Source organism: uncultured Salinibacterium sp. (assembly GCF_963974405.1).
Classification (GTDB): Bacteria; Actinomycetota; Actinomycetes; order Actinomycetales; family Microbacteriaceae; genus Rhodoglobus.
In genome coordinates this window covers 344,263-360,531 of record NZ_CAXBBH010000002.1, presented here as the reverse complement: position 1 = coordinate 360,531, position 16,269 = coordinate 344,263, and the positions used below count along the sequence as shown (strand labels likewise).

At 60.5% G+C, this 16,269-nt stretch carries 14 protein-coding genes; 5 read left to right on the top strand and 9 right to left on the bottom strand.

The window, feature by feature from the left end:
• The first annotated feature begins 41 nt into the window (after positions 1–41).
• Positions 42–938 (top strand): type II CAAX endopeptidase family protein, encoded by an 897-nt coding sequence (locus AACZ26_RS10095; protein ID WP_339621237.1) that lies wholly within the window; start codon positions 42–44, stop codon positions 936–938.
• Positions 939–962: 24 nt separating this feature from the next.
• Here AACZ26_RS10095 and mfd read toward each other — a convergent pair whose 3' ends face one another.
• The 5 genes from mfd to AACZ26_RS10070 all read right to left on the bottom strand — a co-directional run bounded on the left by mfd (position 963) and on the right by AACZ26_RS10070 (position 8,516).
• Entirely contained in the window at positions 963–4,652 is a 3,690-nt protein-coding gene (gene mfd / locus AACZ26_RS10090) for a transcription-repair coupling factor (RefSeq protein ID WP_339621236.1), read from the bottom strand.
• A 92-nt stretch (positions 4,653–4,744) separates the two neighbouring features.
• On the bottom strand, positions 4,745–5,326 hold the full coding sequence (gene pth / locus AACZ26_RS10085; RefSeq protein ID WP_339621235.1) for an aminoacyl-tRNA hydrolase: 582 nt from the start codon (positions 5,324–5,326) through the stop codon (positions 4,745–4,747).
• 26 nt (positions 5,327–5,352) lie between these two features.
• Positions 5,353–5,976 (bottom strand): 50S ribosomal protein L25/general stress protein Ctc, encoded by a 624-nt coding sequence (locus tag AACZ26_RS10080; RefSeq protein ID WP_339621234.1) that lies wholly within the window; start codon positions 5,974–5,976, stop codon positions 5,353–5,355.
• Positions 5,977–6,279: 303 nt separating this feature from the next.
• Entirely contained in the window at positions 6,280–7,620 is a 1,341-nt protein-coding gene (locus AACZ26_RS10075; protein WP_339621233.1) for an APC family permease, read from the bottom strand.
• Entirely contained in the window at positions 7,617–8,516 is a 900-nt protein-coding gene (locus AACZ26_RS10070) for a carbon-nitrogen hydrolase family protein (RefSeq protein ID WP_339621232.1), read from the bottom strand. Before AACZ26_RS10070 ends, AACZ26_RS10075 begins: the two co-directional genes overlap by 4 nt.
• A 125-nt stretch (positions 8,517–8,641) precedes the next feature.
• Between AACZ26_RS10070 and AACZ26_RS10065 the strand changes: the two genes are divergently transcribed.
• Both AACZ26_RS10065 and AACZ26_RS10060 read left to right on the top strand, forming a co-directional pair.
• On the top strand, positions 8,642–9,409 hold the full coding sequence (locus tag AACZ26_RS10065) for an FCD domain-containing protein (protein ID WP_339621230.1): 768 nt from the start codon (positions 8,642–8,644) through the stop codon (positions 9,407–9,409).
• 17 nt (positions 9,410–9,426) lie between these two features.
• Complete coding sequence (locus tag AACZ26_RS10060) at positions 9,427–10,143, top strand: FCD domain-containing protein (RefSeq protein WP_339621229.1); 717 nt, start codon at positions 9,427–9,429, stop codon at positions 10,141–10,143.
• Positions 10,144–10,156: 13 nt separating this feature from the next.
• On the opposite strand, the gene AACZ26_RS10055 is transcribed toward AACZ26_RS10060, so the two are convergent.
• The 4 genes from AACZ26_RS10055 to AACZ26_RS10040 are packed head-to-tail and all read right to left on the bottom strand — an operon-like array spanning position 10,157 to position 13,994.
• Entirely contained in the window at positions 10,157–11,200 is a 1,044-nt protein-coding gene (locus AACZ26_RS10055; protein WP_339621227.1) for an L-idonate 5-dehydrogenase, read from the bottom strand.
• A 56-nt stretch (positions 11,201–11,256) separates the two neighbouring features.
• On the bottom strand, positions 11,257–12,030 hold the full coding sequence (locus AACZ26_RS10050) for an SDR family oxidoreductase (RefSeq protein ID WP_339621226.1): 774 nt from the start codon (positions 12,028–12,030) through the stop codon (positions 11,257–11,259).
• Positions 12,031–12,039: 9 nt separating this feature from the next.
• Positions 12,040–13,449 carry a GntP family permease gene (locus tag AACZ26_RS10045; protein ID WP_339621225.1) on the bottom strand — a complete coding sequence of 470 codons (1,410 nt, stop codon included), beginning with the start codon at positions 13,447–13,449 and terminating at the stop codon, positions 12,040–12,042.
• A gap of 23 nt (positions 13,450–13,472) precedes the next feature.
• Positions 13,473–13,994: a gluconokinase gene (locus AACZ26_RS10040; protein WP_339621224.1), complete on the bottom strand. Its 522-nt coding sequence runs from the start codon at positions 13,992–13,994 to the stop codon at positions 13,473–13,475.
• 179 nt (positions 13,995–14,173) lie between these two features.
• Between AACZ26_RS10040 and AACZ26_RS10035 the strand changes: the two genes are divergently transcribed.
• Positions 14,174–14,599 (top strand): pyridoxamine 5'-phosphate oxidase family protein, encoded by a 426-nt coding sequence (locus AACZ26_RS10035; protein WP_339621222.1) that lies wholly within the window; start codon positions 14,174–14,176, stop codon positions 14,597–14,599.
• Positions 14,600–14,767: 168 nt separating this feature from the next.
• A complete protein-coding gene (gene gndA, locus AACZ26_RS10030; protein WP_339621626.1) occupies positions 14,768–16,225 on the top strand; it encodes an NADP-dependent phosphogluconate dehydrogenase in 1,458 nt (485 codons plus the stop codon).
• Positions 16,226–16,269 lie beyond the last annotated feature (44 nt).

Here is a 16,269-nt window from a genome sequence, read left to right as displayed (position 1 = left end):
GGTTCCAGATTACACTCGCATTCTCGTGGCACGATTGGTTCATGCTTGACCCCGAGAACCCGCTCATGCTCGCCCTCCTGTGGGTCACACTCCTCGGTGTATTGGCGGCATTGGCGTTGCGAACACTCCGCCGGGACAAGCGCGAATACCGCCGATTCAAAAGGTTCCGCACAACTCGACGTCGACAACTGATGCTGCGCCGCTGGCTACTCATTTCGTTCTTCTTATTCGGTGGCCTAGCTCTGGCGTCTCTACTCGCGAGCGGACAATTCGCCACTCCCCTGCTCGCTGAAGTGCGAGCGTGGCCGTGGGTGACCTCACTGCTCGGTGTTCTTTCTGCCCGCCCTGGCGTCACCGCCGGTGTAATAGCGGGTCTTGCCGTCGGCGTCATCGCCGTCACCGTCGTAGCCATCATCTCGGTGCGAAAAGAGGGGGACGAAGTAGTGAGCGTTGGCGACGTTCAAGCGATACTCCCCCGCAATCGTCAAGAGCTCGTGCTGGGCGGGCTGCTTTCACTCAACGCTGGATTGGTCGAGGAACTCCTCTTTCGTCTCGCGCTACCCGCTCTGCTGTTCGCGACCACCGGGAACGCAATCGTCGCGATCACAGTCAGCCTTCTCCTGTTCGGCCTCATGCACTCGTACCAAGGACTGGCCGGCATCATTGTCACGACAGTGCTCGGTGCAGCCTTTATGGCGCTCTATGTGCTCACAGGAAGCATCCTCATCACGATCATCGCGCACGCGCTACTTGACCTTCGTTCGCTCGTGCTGATCCCGATGGCAATCGGGCGCGTCCACCGCATTGATGGTCGACGCACCCCCTTTATGCACTCCCCGAAACCCCGGCCAACCTCAGTTGAGCCGACCGCGGACACGGCGGATGCTGCCGAAGTGGATGCCGTCGCGCCCGCCGCTGGTTCACCCGACGTGGCCTAACGACGTGCCGAGCGCCACACTCAGCTACTGAGCTGATGTGGGTGCGGCACCGGCATCCTTCGCCACTTCTGCTCGCTCAGCAGCTTTCGCCGCCGCTTTGTCGGCCGCAAGCTTCTCTGCGGCTTCGGCAGCGAGAGCGACCTCGGCGAGTTCCTCGGCGGTGTCTTGCGCGCCAAACACTGACACGAGAAGGTCTTTCGTCCACTCGATCAGCGCACCATCGTCAGCGCCCGTCGGTAGCGGGATGATCGCCGCTGAGGCTGCAGAATGATACTTCGACCCCGGATACATGCGCTGCAACCGCACTTGCTTAGAATCGAGAAGTTCAGCCGGAGCGATGCGTAGTTTGTCGCCCATGACGACCACTTCGCTCAGTCGTAGGCGCTGCGACATCCGGCGCAATCGCGACACCGCAATGAGGTGTTTCACTTCCTCGGGAGGCTCGCCATACCGGTCGGTTAGCTCTTCCAGCACCCGATCGATGCTGTCGGCGGATGCCGAGGGCGCACTTGCCGCGGAAAGCTTCTGGTAGGCCTCAAGCCGCAATCGCTCGCTCTCGACGTATTCCTCGGGGATGCTGGCATCCACGGGCAACTCGAGCCGCAGTTCGGTCTGACCTTCGGCAACATCACCGCGGAACGCCGAGACGGCTTCGCCAATCATGCGCAGGTAAAGGTCAAAACCGACGCCAGCGATGTGGCCAGACTGCTCACCTCCGAGCAGGTTTCCGGCACCACGAATTTCGAGGTCCTTCATGGCGATCTGCATTCCGGCACCGAGCTCATTGTTCGCGGCGATCGTATCGAGTCGTTCGTGGGCGGTTTCGCTCAGCGGCTTCTCTTCGTCATACAGGAAGTACGCGTAGGCGCGCTCACGACCACGCCCCACTCGACCACGCAACTGGTGCAACTGGCTAAGGCCGTACTTGTCGGCACGATCGATGATGAGCGTGTTCGCGTTGGGGATGTCGAGCCCGGTCTCCACGATCGTGGTGGAGACGAGCACATCAAATTTGCGATCCCAGAAGTCGACCATCACTTGCTCAAGGGCCGACTCGGGCATTTGGCCGTGGGCGATCGCGATGCGAGCATCCGGAACCAGTTCGGCAATCTTGGCGGCAACCCGGTTGATGGAACTCACCCGGTTGTGCACGTAAAAGACTTGCCCCTCTCGCAGAAGCTCGCGGCGGATCGCCGCGCCAACCTGACGCTCAGAGTAGGGCCCGACAAAGCTCAGGATCGGATGCCGATCTTCGGGCGGAGTAGCCAAAGTCGACATCTCGCGGATGCCCGTGACAGCCATCTCCAAGGTGCGCGGAATCGGGGTTGCCGTCATCGCCAAGATGTCGACGTTGGTCTTAAGTTTCTTGAGAGCATCCTTGTGCTCAACACCAAAGCGTTGCTCTTCGTCAATGATGACGAGGCCGAGATCTTTGAAACCGACGCCCTTCGAGAGCAACCGGTGGGTGCCGATGACAACATCCACGGTTCCGTCGGCGAGCCCGGCGATCGTTTCGCGAGACTCTTTTTCCGTCTGAAAACGACTGAGTGCTCTCAAATGCACGGGGAACCCGGCAAAGCGGTCGGCAAAGGTCTCCATGTGTTGGCGAACGAGCAGGGTCGTTGGCACGATCATGGCGACCTGTTTACCGTCTTGAACAGCCTTGAACGCGGCCCGAACGGCAACTTCAGTCTTTCCGTATCCCACATCACCGCTGAGCAGCCGGTCCATCGGAACCGGGCTCTGCATGTCAGCTTTCACTTCATCGATCGTCGTGAGCTGATCAGGAGTTTCGGCGTAAGCGAACGCCTCTTCTAGCTCGCGCTGCCAGGGAGTATCCGGCCCAAAGGCAAAGCCCTTGCTCGCCATGCGGGCGCTGTAGAGCTTGACGAGTTCGACCGCAATATCGCGAACGGCCTTGCGCGCTTTGCTCTTGGCCGCCGACCAATCGGTACCGCCCATTTTGTTGAGCGAGGGAGCTTCGCCACCGACGTAGCGCGAGAGCAAGTCAAGCTGGTCAGTGGGCACATACAGTTTGTCGCCGGGATAGCCACGCTTGTTCGGCGCATACTCCAGCACAAGAAATTCGCGCTGAGTTTTGACCGCATTGCGACCACCGGTGCTGACCTCACGCGATACCAACTCGATGAACTTGCCGATGCCGTGGGTCTGGTGCACCACATGGTCACCGCTCTTGAGCTGAAGCGGATCAACAACGTTCTTGCGTCGGGTGGCGAGCTTGCGAGCAGGTCGCGAGGCGTATCCGACAGATCGGCCAAAAAACTCGCCCTCACTCAGTACCGCAAGCTTGGCTTCAGGCATGGCAAAACCGTGATCGACGGAGGCCCGCAGCAAGTACGCAACGCCGGGTTCTGTCTCGGCCGGAAAAGCCTCGACCGCACGCCCGGAGAGCTCCCGCTCGCCGAGCAGATCTGCCGTGCGTTCGACAAGACCCGCCCCCTCCGCAACGATCGCCACAGTCCAGCCGTCGGCAAGCAGCGTGCCCACGTGGTCGAGGGCGCCGTCAACGGTTCCCGCGAACGAGGGCGTAGCCGTGGCATCGATGCGCACATATTCGGATGCCTCTTCTGCAGCATCGAGCAGCGTCGCCGCATCCGCCTCTCCCGAGTCGAACGTGCTGAGGGTCCACCAGGGGCGCTCCCCCGCGGACGCTCGAAGCGCGTTGAGCGTGAGAAAGTCTCCCGCATCCAAATCAATGGGAGCCTCGGCACCCGCGGTGGCCGCGTTCCACGCCGCACTCAAGAATTCTTGGTTGGTCTCGGCGAGATTGACGGCTCGTGAAGACACCTTTTCTGGCGAGAGCACAGCGATTGCGGCATCCGTTGGCAGGTAGTGAGTGAGCGGAACGAGCTTGTCGACGAGCGCCGGCGCGAGCGACTCCATGCCATCGACCGGGATGCCCTCCGCGATTTTCGCGAGCATCGTTGAGAGGCTCGGAAACTCGTGCTGCATTTCGCGAGCACGTTGACGCACCGAATCGCTCAGCAGAAGTTCGCGACTCGGCACCAGCTCGGCATGCTCGATATCGCCGTCGATCGAGCGCTGATCGGCGACCGAAAACTCGCGCAATTGTTCGAGCTCATCACCAAAGAATTCAAGCCGCAGCGGATGCTCGTGGTTGGGAGCGAACACGTCGAGAATGCCACCCCGCACAGCGAACTCCCCGCGCCGGGTCACCATGTCGACACGGGAATATGCCAGAGCAACAAGTCGCTCCGAAAGCGCCGACAGGTCGTAGTTGCGGCCACCCTTGGCGAGCACAACGGGTTCGATAGTGATGAGGTTGTCGGCAATGGGCTGCAACGCTGCCCGCACAGACGCCACCAACACAAACTGGCCAACCGGATTCTCTCGCCACTTAGCGAGGTCACGCAAAGCCTGCATTCGCTTGCCCACGGTTTCGGCACTGGGGCTCAATCTCTCGTGCGGCAGAGTCTCCCATGCCGGAAACTCCACGATCTGGGCACCCGGGAGGTAACTTGCCAGCGACCGGCGCAGAGATTCAGACTCACGCCCGGTAGCGGTGACAGCGAGCATCGATCGCGGCGAATCTGTCGCGGTGAGCAGACCACCGATGAGGGGCGCACGTAACCCTTCGACGAGGGAGAAGTCGGCACTGCGCGCAGAGAAACGCAGGGCGCTCTCTACCGTTTGGGCGCGCGAAAGCGCTGAGATAATTCCGTCGAGAGTCACCGGATTACTCTACTCGCGGCCACCGACGCTCCGATGAGAGTTCACCCACAGCGCAGAGACGCCGTCGCAGGCGAGACAGTTTCCCGCCCGAACTAGCGCGGGCTATGGAAACGTTGCTGAGCCGCTTCGAGACCCTCTTTGGCGACCAGCGCCACGGCATCCGCAGCATCACCGAGCAGGTTCGGCAGAACCGTGCGCTCCTCGCCCGAGAAGTCACGCAACACGAAGTCGGCGGCGGGTTGACGACCGGGCGGGCGGCCAATGCCGACGCGAACCCGCGTGAAGTCGGGTGATCCGACGGCGGCAGCGATATCCCGGATGCCGTTGTGGCCGCCATGACCACCACCGGTTTTGAGCTTCACCGTGTCGAAGTCGATATCGAGTTCATCGTGCACGACGATGAGTCGCTCAACAGGAAGCTTGTAGAACCGCATGAGTGCAGCGGTCGGGCCACCCGAAAGGTTCATAAAAGAATTGGGCTTAGCCAGAATCAGTTTGGGGCCATCCCCAAAACTGCGACCTTCTGCCACAGCAGCGTTTGCTTTGTGGTTCTTAAACGTGGCCGACAGTTCGTCGGCCAAGTGGGCCAACACCATGTGGCCCACGTTGTGGCGATTACCGGCGTAGCCGGGCCCGGGGTTACCGAGCCCGACTACTAGCCATTGGTCATCCACGATTTCTCGCTTGCGGAAGAATCTGATTATTCAGCAGCCTCGGCGCTAGCAGCTTCAGCAGCAACAGCTGCGGCTTCTTCTTCAGCAGCTTCAGCCTCGACCGATGCACGCGGCATGCTGACACCGATAACGAGCAGCTCGGGGTCGGAAAGCAGTTCCGAACCTTCGATGAGCGTGATGTCCTTGGCGTAGATGTGAGCGCCTTCTTCGCGGCCCTCAATGTCGACGGTGAAGTACTCAGGAATGTGAGTTGCTTCAGCCTCAACCGAGATGGTCGGTGCGTCGAGGTTTGCGATCGTTCCAGGAGCGGACTCTCCGGTGACGTGGATCGGCACATCAACAATGACCTTCTCACCCTTGCGAATGACGACGAGGTCGATGTGCTCGATGATCTGGCGAACGGGGTCCTTCTGAACGTCTTTAACGAGAGCGAGCTGGCTCTTGCCGTTGATGTCGAGGTCCAAGATCTGGTTCGACTTACGCAGGATCAGCGCAATCTCGTGGCCGGGAAGGGCAACGTGGATGGGGTCGGTGCCGTGACCGTAGATGACGGCAGGAATCTTGCCCGCAGCGCGAAGCTTGCGGGCAGCGCCCTTACCGAAGGACTCACGGGCATCCGTGACGACGTGGTTTACGCCTGGCTTAGCCATAGTTTTTCTCCTCTGAAGACCGAAGTCTGTTGTGGGCCTGACACCTGCAACGAGCGGAGTTCTCGTGGCGGGCGCAGTGCCCAGATCATTGTCTGTAGTTCAACTCGAACGCCGGCAGACCATAGATCTGCCACGTGAGGAAAAGCCCTGTGACTTGCCCGCCGCGTCGATAACGGAACCAGATGGTTCCCTCGCCGAAGTTCAACTGCTGAGTTTACACGGAAAATCGCCGAATTAACCCACTGATGGCCTGCAGCAGTGCCGCAGGCCATCAGACCGTACAGAACGTTCCGAGTTGACCGATTAGTCCTCTACTTCAGCAAATTCGATTTCTGGCGGCAGCTTCTTAAATCCCCGGGTAATGACGCCCAGAATCACAACACCGATGGCGAGCCAGACCAGGCCAAGTGTGATCGCGTTCGAATCGAGTTGCGTCATGAGGTAAAGCGTGACGATGCCACCGATCGCAGGAACGACCAGGTACATCACCGGGTTCAGACTCGTGCCTTCACTCTTTCGCTTGACGTAGTAAACGATGACCGACACATTGACCATCGCGAAGGCAATGAATGCACCGAAGTTAATAAACGAGGTCGAGGTTGCGACATCAAGGAACAGCGCGACGAACCCAACAACTCCTACCGTGACAAGACTGAACACGGGCGAACGGAAGCGCTTGCTGACCGCAGCGAAGAAACGTCGCGGCAACACTCCGTCACGACCCATTGCAAAGAGCAAGCGTGATGCGGATGCTTGGGCAGCGAGTCCCGAAGCGAACTGCGCCAAAATCAGGCCGGCAAGGAACACCGCGCTAAAGAGATTGCCACCGATCTGGAAAGCGATATCAAAGGCCGCGGAATCTTGGTTCTCGAACACGCCACCGGGGTAGACGAGCTGTGTTGTGTACGACACGAGAACGAAGATCACGCCACCAATGAGCGCAATAAGGAGGATCGCGCGCGGGACGGTCTTTCGCGGCTCAATCGTCTCTTCAGTGAGCGTCGTCACCGCGTCGAACCCGAGGAATGCATAAGCGGCGATTGCTGCACCCGCTGCGACGCTAGCAAACGAGCTCTCGATACCCGTGAATGGCGCGGGGCTCACGAGCCCAGCGGCACCGTCAGCCGCGACAACCGAGCCAATGGACAGCGCGACAAAAAGGCCAATAACGAGCACTTGGAACGCCATCAAAATGTAGTTAGCGCGATTGGCGACTTTAATGCCAAGGATGTTCAGCGCCGTGGTAATCGCAATGAAACTGACGATCCAGACCCACGTCGGAACGGCTGGAAACTGCGCTTGAAGATAGGCAGCACCGATCAACCAGATCACCATCGGCAAAAAGAGGTAGTCGAGCAAGACAGCCCAGCCGACCATGAAGCCAACGCGAGCATCAATGGTGCGCCGAACGTAGGTATACGCCGAACCAGCCAACGGATAGGCCGCAGCCATTCGTCCGTAGCTGAATGCGGTGAACAACATGGCGACCGTAGCGACGAGGTATGCCGCCGCGCTGGCTCCGCTCGTGACAGACGCGACGACACCGAAGATGCCGAGCACGATGAGCGGAGTCATATAGGCGAGCCCAAAAAGCACCAGGGAGGGCAGCTTGAGAGTTCGGGCAAGGGTCTGGTTAGTGGTCATGGTCGAGCATCCTCTTGGTTAGGTAGTGCTGATTGCGGTGTCCAACGCGAAGGTGAGATGCGTCCGCTGTAAATCGGCAACTCGAGCGTTGGGTCTTCGGGGGTGAACTGGGACCACATGCGATTGACGCCTGCGGTGCCGACCTCGCGAACGTGAGTGACGTCGTCGAGGTCGAGGGTGTGGAGAAGCACGGAGGCAGCGTCATCCGCTTCATCGAGTACTTCTCCTTCTGGCCCGACCACAATGCTGCGGCCCTGACCGATCGGTGCCGCACAGTTGATGCTGACCGTGAAAGTCTGGTTGACGATGGAATTCGCGCGGGCGAGAACAAGCTCTTGAGCACGGTCAGGCGTTGTCGTCTTGACAATGTTCAGCACGACCTCGGCCCCCATCCAGGCGAGCTGTCGCGCTGATTCGGGGAACCACGCGTCGTAGCAAATAGAGAGACCACAGCGACCGATGCCATCGATGTCGAAGACGACGAACTGATCGCCCATGTCGTAAGGCTCTGACGGGCGCCACGGAAAGACCTTGCGATAGTGCGAGACCAGCTCGCCGTCAGGTGAGAATACGAGTGCCGTATTGAACAGTTCTCCGTGCGGACCTCGCTCGCAGATGCTGCCAGGCACAAGCCACACTCCGGCCCGCTTCGCAATCTGCCCAAGCTCTTTCACGTACTCGCTATCGAGCGGCACGGCAGCTCGACGCAGGGCGTCGTTGCGGTCGGCAACCGCGATTGCGTCGGCTCCATACAGATGCAGCTCCGGAAAGACGACGATGTCGACGGCTCCGGATGTCGCGAGTACATTCTCGAGCTCGTCGCTCAACGCGGTGAGTGGCGCACCGATCGAGTGCGGTGTTGCTTGCACTCCGGCGATCGTTATCTGCCTTGGCATTACACTCCCCTGTTTCGACTTCTGCGTCATTCTGCACCCGTCACCGTCCTGCGTTGCGTGGTACAGAAAACAAAATAGATCATAATGATCAGTTAAGTCCAGCCCTCAGGCTTTAGTCTTGAATAATGGGGAGCACAGCACAGGACGGTACCGGCGCCGCTGCCAGCGTCGACGCCCTCTATTCGCCCGCGATTTCAGGCATCACACGCTTGAGCGCGGTCGACACCGTTCGGGCCAGAATTGCGCTCTCGATCCAACTCGGCCTGCTCAAGCCGGGCGAAGCACTCCCGGCAGACTCTGAAGTCGCCGAAGCACTCGAAGTGAGTGAGATAACCGTTCGCCGAGCCCTGAAAAGCCTCGCCGACGACAACCTCCTTGTTCGCAAACGCGGACGAGGAGGCGGCACTTTCGTCAGCGAAACCCCCAGCGACATTCCGCTCGATGCCGTCGCAGCATTCCGCGCGGACACGACCGAAGTTCGCGCGCTCATCAATAAACGAACCCTGCTAGAAACGGCATTGGCTCACCACGCCGCCCTGAGCGCCAGCGCAGAGCAACTCAACGCTCTCGATGACCTCGTGCTGCAAGCCGGGAACTCTCACACCTGGGCCGAATACCACGCCGCCGACGAGAAACTTCACACGGCGATCGCCGCGGCGAGCGGACTCGACTGGGCAGTCCCCCTCTACCGGGATGCCCTCCACGAGCTCTATCGCTACTTTTTGCCCTATCCGATCGAATTTCTGCACCACGACAACGAAGAGCACGCTCAACTCGTGCAAGCCCTCCGCGACCGCGACCCGGTAGCCGCAGTCGCCATTATCGAGCGCCACGTCTTGATTCTTCACGAGACGATGTTTGTGGGACTAGACGACAGGCCCACGCGGACCTAAGCCACTACTCTTGAAGCATGTCCGGAGGCCTTCACGCACGCGTGCTCAACGATCTCGGGCTGAGTATCGTGTCGGGCGAGATCTCCCCCGAATCCACGGTGCTCGCTGAACAACTCGAAGAACGCTACAGCGTGTCCCGTTCAGTCGTACGAGAAGCCGTGCGCGTTCTTCAATCGCTCGGCATGGTCGCCTCAGTAAAGCGAGTAGGCATGCGCGTGCAACCCATGGCGCAGTGGAGCCTCTACGACCCCCTCGTGATTCGCTGGCGCCTCGAGCAAACCGAAAACGGGCGCCAACTGCGCTCACTCACCGAACTGCGCAGCGCGATCGAACCCCAAGCCGCACAGCTCGCCGCAACCCACGCCTCCGACGAAGCCGCCGGCGAGCTACTCGCGCTCGCCGCGCGAATGCGAGCCGTGGGGCGCTCAGGCGACCTTGAATTGTTTCTCGAACTCGACATCCGTTTTCATTCGCTCGTGCTGGCAGCGAGCGGCAACGAAATGTTCGCGCGCCTCGACCGCGTGATCGCCGAAGTGCTCACGGGCCGCACCAACCGCGGCCTCATGCCGTCCACACCGCACGAAGAAGCACTGCAACTGCACGTGGACGTTGCGGATGCCATTCAGGGCAAACGCCCCGAAGACGCGTTCGCCTCTATGGAACGCATCATGAGCCGCACCATCGAAGAGGTCGAGCCCATCTGGGCTGGCGAACCTCGCATATTTCTCGACTGAGAACGTCGCGACGCTAGAAGCGAAGCAGCACCTTGCCGCTGTTCTCCGAGTCCGTGGCCGTGGCAAACGCGTCATGAGCATCGGATGCCGCAAACTCGTGCGTCACGATCGGAGCAACAACGAGGCTGCCATCGGCGAGCGCCGCAATCACGTCATCAATCTCGTCGGTGAAACGGAATGACCCTACAAGCTCCAACTCGCGCGTAATGGCGAGCGAAATGAGCGCGGGCTGCTGACCAGACGGCAAGAGCCCGACCATGACGACGCGACCACCACGAGTCGCACCGCGCACGGCAGACTCGAGACCGCGATAGTTGCCCGATGATTCGAAGACGATGTCGGCGTCGACGGCGGCGATGGCATCCGCATCGGTCGCGTGAAGCGTGTCGGTTGCGCCGACCTGGCGTGCAATCGCGAGCGGACCGGCGAACATGTCGACGGCCACGATCTCGCTGGCACCTGCTCTCTTGAGAACGGCGACGATGAGCGCACCGATCGGGCCAGCGCCGATGACGAGGGCTCGCTTTCCGCGAACGTCTCCGGCACGGGAAACCGCATGCCAAGCCACGCTGGCGGGCTCGACGAGTGCGGCATCGCGCAGCGTCAGAGAGTTAGGGAGTGCTCGCAGCATCCGGCTCGGCAAGGTGACGAACTCGGCAAAGGCACCCTCGGTGTGCGGAAAACGTGCGGCACTGCCGAGGTAGGTGCAGCCGGGCGAAAGGTTAGGGCGGTCTTCTGGCCAGCGCGGCTCGGTTCCACCGGGGGTTGCCGGATGCACGGCGACAGGCGTTCCCGCAACGGGACCACTGCCATCAGCAGCCTGCTGAACGACGGTGCCGACCACTTCGTGGCCGAGAATCATCGGAGCTTTGAGAATCGACTCCCCCGCAGCCCCGTGCGACCAGTAGTGCAGGTCTGACCCGCAGACCCCGCCGAACGCAATCTGAACCACGGCTTCGTTGGCGGCCGGGGCGGCCAAGGGAATGCTCTCCACGCGCAAGTCATCTTGAGCGTGAATCGTGACCGCGAGAGTTTCGGCGGGGGCTGCACTTGTCATAACAATCTTTTCTGTAGAACTAAACCGAGCGCGAGGCTCGGCACTATGGCAGGGAGTTAGACGACAACCGTCATGCCGCCATCAATGAAGATGACTTGGCCGTTGACATAGTCAGAACCACTCGAGGCGAGCCACACTGCGGGGCCACCGAGGTCGGCGGGAGTGCCCCAGCGACCGGCAGGTGTGCGCCCGAGAATCCAGTTATTGAAGGTGTCGTCATCGACGAGCGCCTGAGTCATCTCGGTGTGGATGTAGCCGGGAGCAATCGCATTGATCTGCAGCCCGCCGCTCGCCCACTCTGCCGTCATGGCACGAGTGAGATTGCGGATGCCACCCTTCGAGACCGTGTACGGCCCGATGGTCGGCCGCGCGAGATCGGTCTGCACCGACGCAATATTAATGATCTTGCCCTCACCCCGCGTCAACATGTGGCGCGCAACTTCACGCCCGACGAGGAACGCGCTCGTGAGGTTGGTGGAGATGACCCGGTTCCAGTCCTCCACGTCGAGGTCGAGCATCGGCTCGCGATGCTGAATGCCCGCGTTGTTCACGAGCACCCCGATCGAACCAATGGATGTCTCAATCTCGGCAATCGCGGTGGCGACAGCCGTGGCATCCGCTACATCAAACGCACGAGCGTAGACGCGTTCGGCCCCGAACTCGGAGCTGAAGTCGGCGTGAGTGGCGGCAAGGCGTTCTTCATCGCGACCATTCAGCACGATCGTTGCTCCCGCCTCAGCGAGGGCCTGCGCGATTACGCGACCAATGCCTCGGCTCGAGCCAGTAACAAGGGCGATTCGCCCGGTGAGGTCAAACAGGGTAGATGCCACAGCTATCTCCTAGAACATTCCGGCGACGAGGAAGATGACGAACGCGATCGCGAAGCCCATGACACCAATGAGTGCCTGGCCAACGGTCCACGTGCGCAGGGTGGTCTGGGTGTCCATGCCGAAGAAGCGGCTGACCAACCAGAAGCCCGAGTCGTTCACGTGACCAGCAAAAACTGAACCGGCGGCGAGCGCGAGCACGATGGCAGCGAGTTCGACCGGGTTGAGCGAAGAATCAGCCAAAACAACGGGCTGGATGAGCGCTGCCGCAGTCGTGAGGGCAACGGTTGCGGAACCCTGAGCAACACGGATGATCGCAGCAATCACGAAGCCGGCAACGATGAGCGGCATGCCGATCGATTCAAGCGACGTAGCAATGCTCGCGCCGATTCCGCTGGCACGAAGAACGCCACCGAACATTCCACCAGCACCGGTGATGAGGATGATCGAGCTAACCGGGCCGAGCGCGCTGTCAACGATGGTCTCGATGAGGGTGCGCTCCTTGTTGCGCTTCCACCCGAGCAGCCACATTCCGAAGACGACGGTGATGAGCAGAGCGATTGGGGTCTCGCCGAGGAGGCGCAGAACCTGAACGACAGGGTTGTCCAGGTCAACAACTCCCGCGGTCGCGAGAGCGTTGAGTCCCGTGTTCATGAAGATCAGAACGAGAGGCAGCAGGAGCAGGAACAGGATGGTGCCGAGCTTGGGGTTCGACTTGAACTGCGCCGCCTTCTCGTCATCCTGGCTTCCGAAGAGGATGTTGGGGATAGCAATGTCGAATCGTTTGCCCGTCCAGGTGCCGAACTTGTATCCGACGACATACCAGGTGGGCAACGCGACGATGAGTCCGAAGATCAAGACGAGTCCGACGTCAGCGCCGAGCAGACCGGTTGCCGCTACGGGGCCAGGGTGCGGCGGAACAAAGATGTGCATGACGGAGAACGCGACGGCTGCCGGGAAGGCGTAGAAGAGGAGCGATCCGCCCAGTCGACGAGCGACCGTGAAGATAATCGGCAACATCACGACGAGACCGGCGTCAAAGAAGATGGGGAACCCCATCATGAGCGACGCTACGGCGAGAGCGAGAGGAGCGCGCTTTTCACCGAACCGACCGATGAGCGAGTCGGCGAGCACTTGTGCACCACCGCTCATCTCGAGCATCCGCCCGAGCATCGCTCCCAAACCGACCAGCAGCGCGACGCTCGCGAGAGTGCCACCGAAGCCCGAGGTGAGAGTCGGAATTATCTGGTTTGTCGGGATGCCCGCAGCCACGGCGGTTACCAAGCTGACAATGATCAGGGAGAGGAACGCGTGAACGCGGCCCACGATGATCAGTAGCAGCAGCAGCGCAATAGCGCCTGCGGCAAGCAAGAGCAGGCCCCAGGTGGGCAACTCCCACAGCAATTGGAGGTCGGTCATCATTGTCCTAACTTCTTTTGTGCAGCTCAGCCGACGAAGTTGTCGGTGAGGTCTTTTTTGATGGACCGGACGATCTCGTCCGGAGTCTGGGTGAGATCAACGAGCACGCTGCGCTCGTCATCCTGAAGCGGTTCAAGGGTCTTGAACTGGGAATCGAGAAGACTGTTGGGCATGTATTCGTGGTTGCGGTGAGATTGCCGTTCAGCAATAACGTCGCGCTCACCCTGAAGGTGCACGAATACTGTCGTCGGCGCGTAGGCCGTGAGAATGCGGCGGTACGAACGCTTGAGGGATGAGCAAGCAACGATGATGGGGTTGCCCTCGGCGAGTTCTGCGCCGATGCGTTCGGCGATGATCTCAAGCCAAGGGGCTCGGTCTTCGTCGTTCAGGGCGTGACCGGCAGCCATCTTTTCTTTGTTAGCACGGGGGTGGAGGTCGTCACCGTCGATGAATTGCATGCCCAGTTCTTGGCTGAGGGCAGCGCCAACAGTCGATTTACCTGATCCAGAGACACCCATCACGATGAGGGGTGGAAATTGTGAAGCCACAGTATTCCTAACATTCGACGCATCGTTACGTCTGATATCAATCTGACTAGTGTGCCTTAAAGCAGACTTAATGCAAACTTTCTGAGCACATATCTCCCCACACGGGTCGTGAATGCGCGGATAAGACTCTGGCGTGACGCCCGGGGTGATGGGAGTATTGGGGCAGGGAAGGAATTGCTATGAGCGAGAACCTGAACGATCCGGTCGAGGAACTATCACCAGAAACCTGCTGGGAACTGCTACGCAGCGCCAGCCTCGGCAGGATAGCGGTGAGCTTCCAAGGAGAGCCTGAGATCACTCCTGTCAATTTCATCGCCGTCAACAATCGGCTGATGCTGCGCACAGCGCAGGGCACGAAGCTGCTGAAACTCACGATCAACGATCGAGTCGCGTTCGAAACCGACTATGTTGGCCCACACTCTGCCTGGAGCGTTGTGCTCAAAGGAACGGCCCGCATCATCGAATCTCAGGACGAGATTTACGAAGCCGACCAGCTACCACTCACACCGCTCATCCCGACACTCAAATACGTCTGGGTAGAAATCAAGCCGACGGGAGTGACCGGACGCCGCTTCACCCTCGGGCCCGAGCCCGAGCGCTACTGACACACGTCAACGCTCAGACGCCCTCGGTCGAGACACACTGCGGCTTCATCTCAGGGCTGAACGGATGCCGCAAGACTGCTGCGCGGTGTGCCCTAGGCTTGATGATTGGGCCAACCAGCCATGAACATGGGGCCCGCAACTGTGTCCCAGAGTCAAGGAGTGAACGACATGACCGCTGCTGAGCAAGCATCCGCAAACATTGGCGTAGTAGGGCTCGCAGTTATGGGCTCCAATCTGGCCCGCAACCTCGCAAGCCGCGAAGGCAACACCGTCGCGATCTACAACCGCTCCTACTCGAAGACCGAGACTCTGCTCACCGAGCACCCCGAAGCTAATTTCGTTCCGGCATCCGACTATGCCGAATTCGCCGCATCGCTGTCGAAGCCACGCACCGCCATCATCATGGTGCAGGCCGGCAAAGGCACGGATGCCGTGATCGATGCTCTGACCGAAGCTTTCGAGCCCGGTGACATCATCGTCGATGGCGGCAACGCACTCTTTACCGACACCATCCGTCGCGAAAAGGCAGTGCGCGAGACTGGCATCAACTTCGTCGGCGCCGGGATCTCCGGCGGCGAAGAGGGCGCGCTGCTCGGCCCATCGATCATGCCCGGCGGTTCTGCTGAGGCCTGGGAAACTCTCGGCCCGATCCTCAAGTCGATCGCCGCTGTTGCCGAAGGCGAGCCGTGCGTAACTCACGTCGGAACCGACGGTGCCGGTCACTTCGTCAAAATGATCCACAACGGCATCGAGTACGCCGATATGCAGCTCATCGCTGAGGCTTACGACCTCATCCGTCAGGGCACCGGTGCTACCCCCGCCGAGATCGCCGACATCTTCGCCGAGTGGAACAAGGGCGAGCTCGAAAGCTACCTCATCGAAATCACCGCCGAAGTATTGCGTCAGGTCGACACCAAGACCGACAAGCCTCTCGTGGACATCATCCTCGACCAGGCTGGTTCTAAGGGAACCGGCGTGTGGACCGTGCAGACCGCGCTCAACCTCGGAGTGCCCGTCTCCGGAATTGCCGAAGCTGTCTTCGCCCGCGCTGTCTCCTCGAAGCCTGCCCAGCGTGCGGCATCCGCAGCACTGCCCGGCCCCAGCTCGGTGCCGACGATCGACGACAAAGCGGCATTCATCGAAGACGTTCGCCAGGCCCTCTACGCCTCGAAGATCATTGCGTACAGCCAGGGCTTCGACGCCATCGTTGCCGGCGCTGAAGAGTACAACTGGGACATCAAGAAGGGCGAGATCGCTAAGATCTGGCGCGGTGGTTGCATCATCCGTGCGCGCTTCTTGAACCGCATCACCGAGGCCTACGCCGAGAACCCCGGTCTCGTGGCCCTCGTCAGCGCCCCGTACTTCACCGACGCGATGGCAGGCACTCAGGACTCGTGGCGACGCGTTGTCGCTGGGGCGGCAGCAGCCGGCATCCCGACCCCCGCGTTCTCATCATCGCTCGCCTATTACGACAGCCTGCGCGCACCGCGCCTGCCCGCCGCCCTCGTTCAGGGACAGCGCGACTTCTTCGGAGCGCACACCTACAAGCGAGTCGACATGGATGGCACCTTCCACACCCTGTGGTCAGGCGACCGTAGCGAGATCGAAGCGACTGACTCGCACTAAGCACAGGCACTTACCGAGATGGCGGCGAACGACTAGTTCGCCGC

Coding starts and splice junctions, on each gene's coding strand:
- AACZ26_RS10080 (WP_339621234.1), bottom strand. CDS start 5,976: ATGGCTAAGCCAGGCGTAAACCACGTCGTCACGGATGCCCGTGAGTCC.
- gndA (WP_339621626.1), top strand. CDS start 14,768: ATGACCGCTGCTGAGCAAGCATCCGCAAACATTGGCGTAGTAGGGCTC.
- AACZ26_RS10045 (WP_339621225.1), bottom strand. CDS start 13,449: ATGATGACCGACCTCCAATTGCTGTGGGAGTTGCCCACCTGGGGCCTG.
- AACZ26_RS10075 (WP_339621233.1), bottom strand. CDS start 7,620: ATGACCACTAACCAGACCCTTGCCCGAACTCTCAAGCTGCCCTCCCTG.
- AACZ26_RS10035 (WP_339621222.1), top strand. CDS start 14,174: ATGAGCGAGAACCTGAACGATCCGGTCGAGGAACTATCACCAGAAACC.
- AACZ26_RS10055 (WP_339621227.1), bottom strand. CDS start 11,200: ATGACAAGTGCAGCCCCCGCCGAAACTCTCGCGGTCACGATTCACGCT.
- AACZ26_RS10070 (WP_339621232.1), bottom strand. CDS start 8,516: ATGCCAAGGCAGATAACGATCGCCGGAGTGCAAGCAACACCGCACTCG.
- AACZ26_RS10095 (WP_339621237.1), top strand. CDS start 42: ATGCTTGACCCCGAGAACCCGCTCATGCTCGCCCTCCTGTGGGTCACA.
- AACZ26_RS10065 (WP_339621230.1), top strand. CDS start 8,642: ATGGGGAGCACAGCACAGGACGGTACCGGCGCCGCTGCCAGCGTCGAC.
- AACZ26_RS10060 (WP_339621229.1), top strand. CDS start 9,427: ATGTCCGGAGGCCTTCACGCACGCGTGCTCAACGATCTCGGGCTGAGT.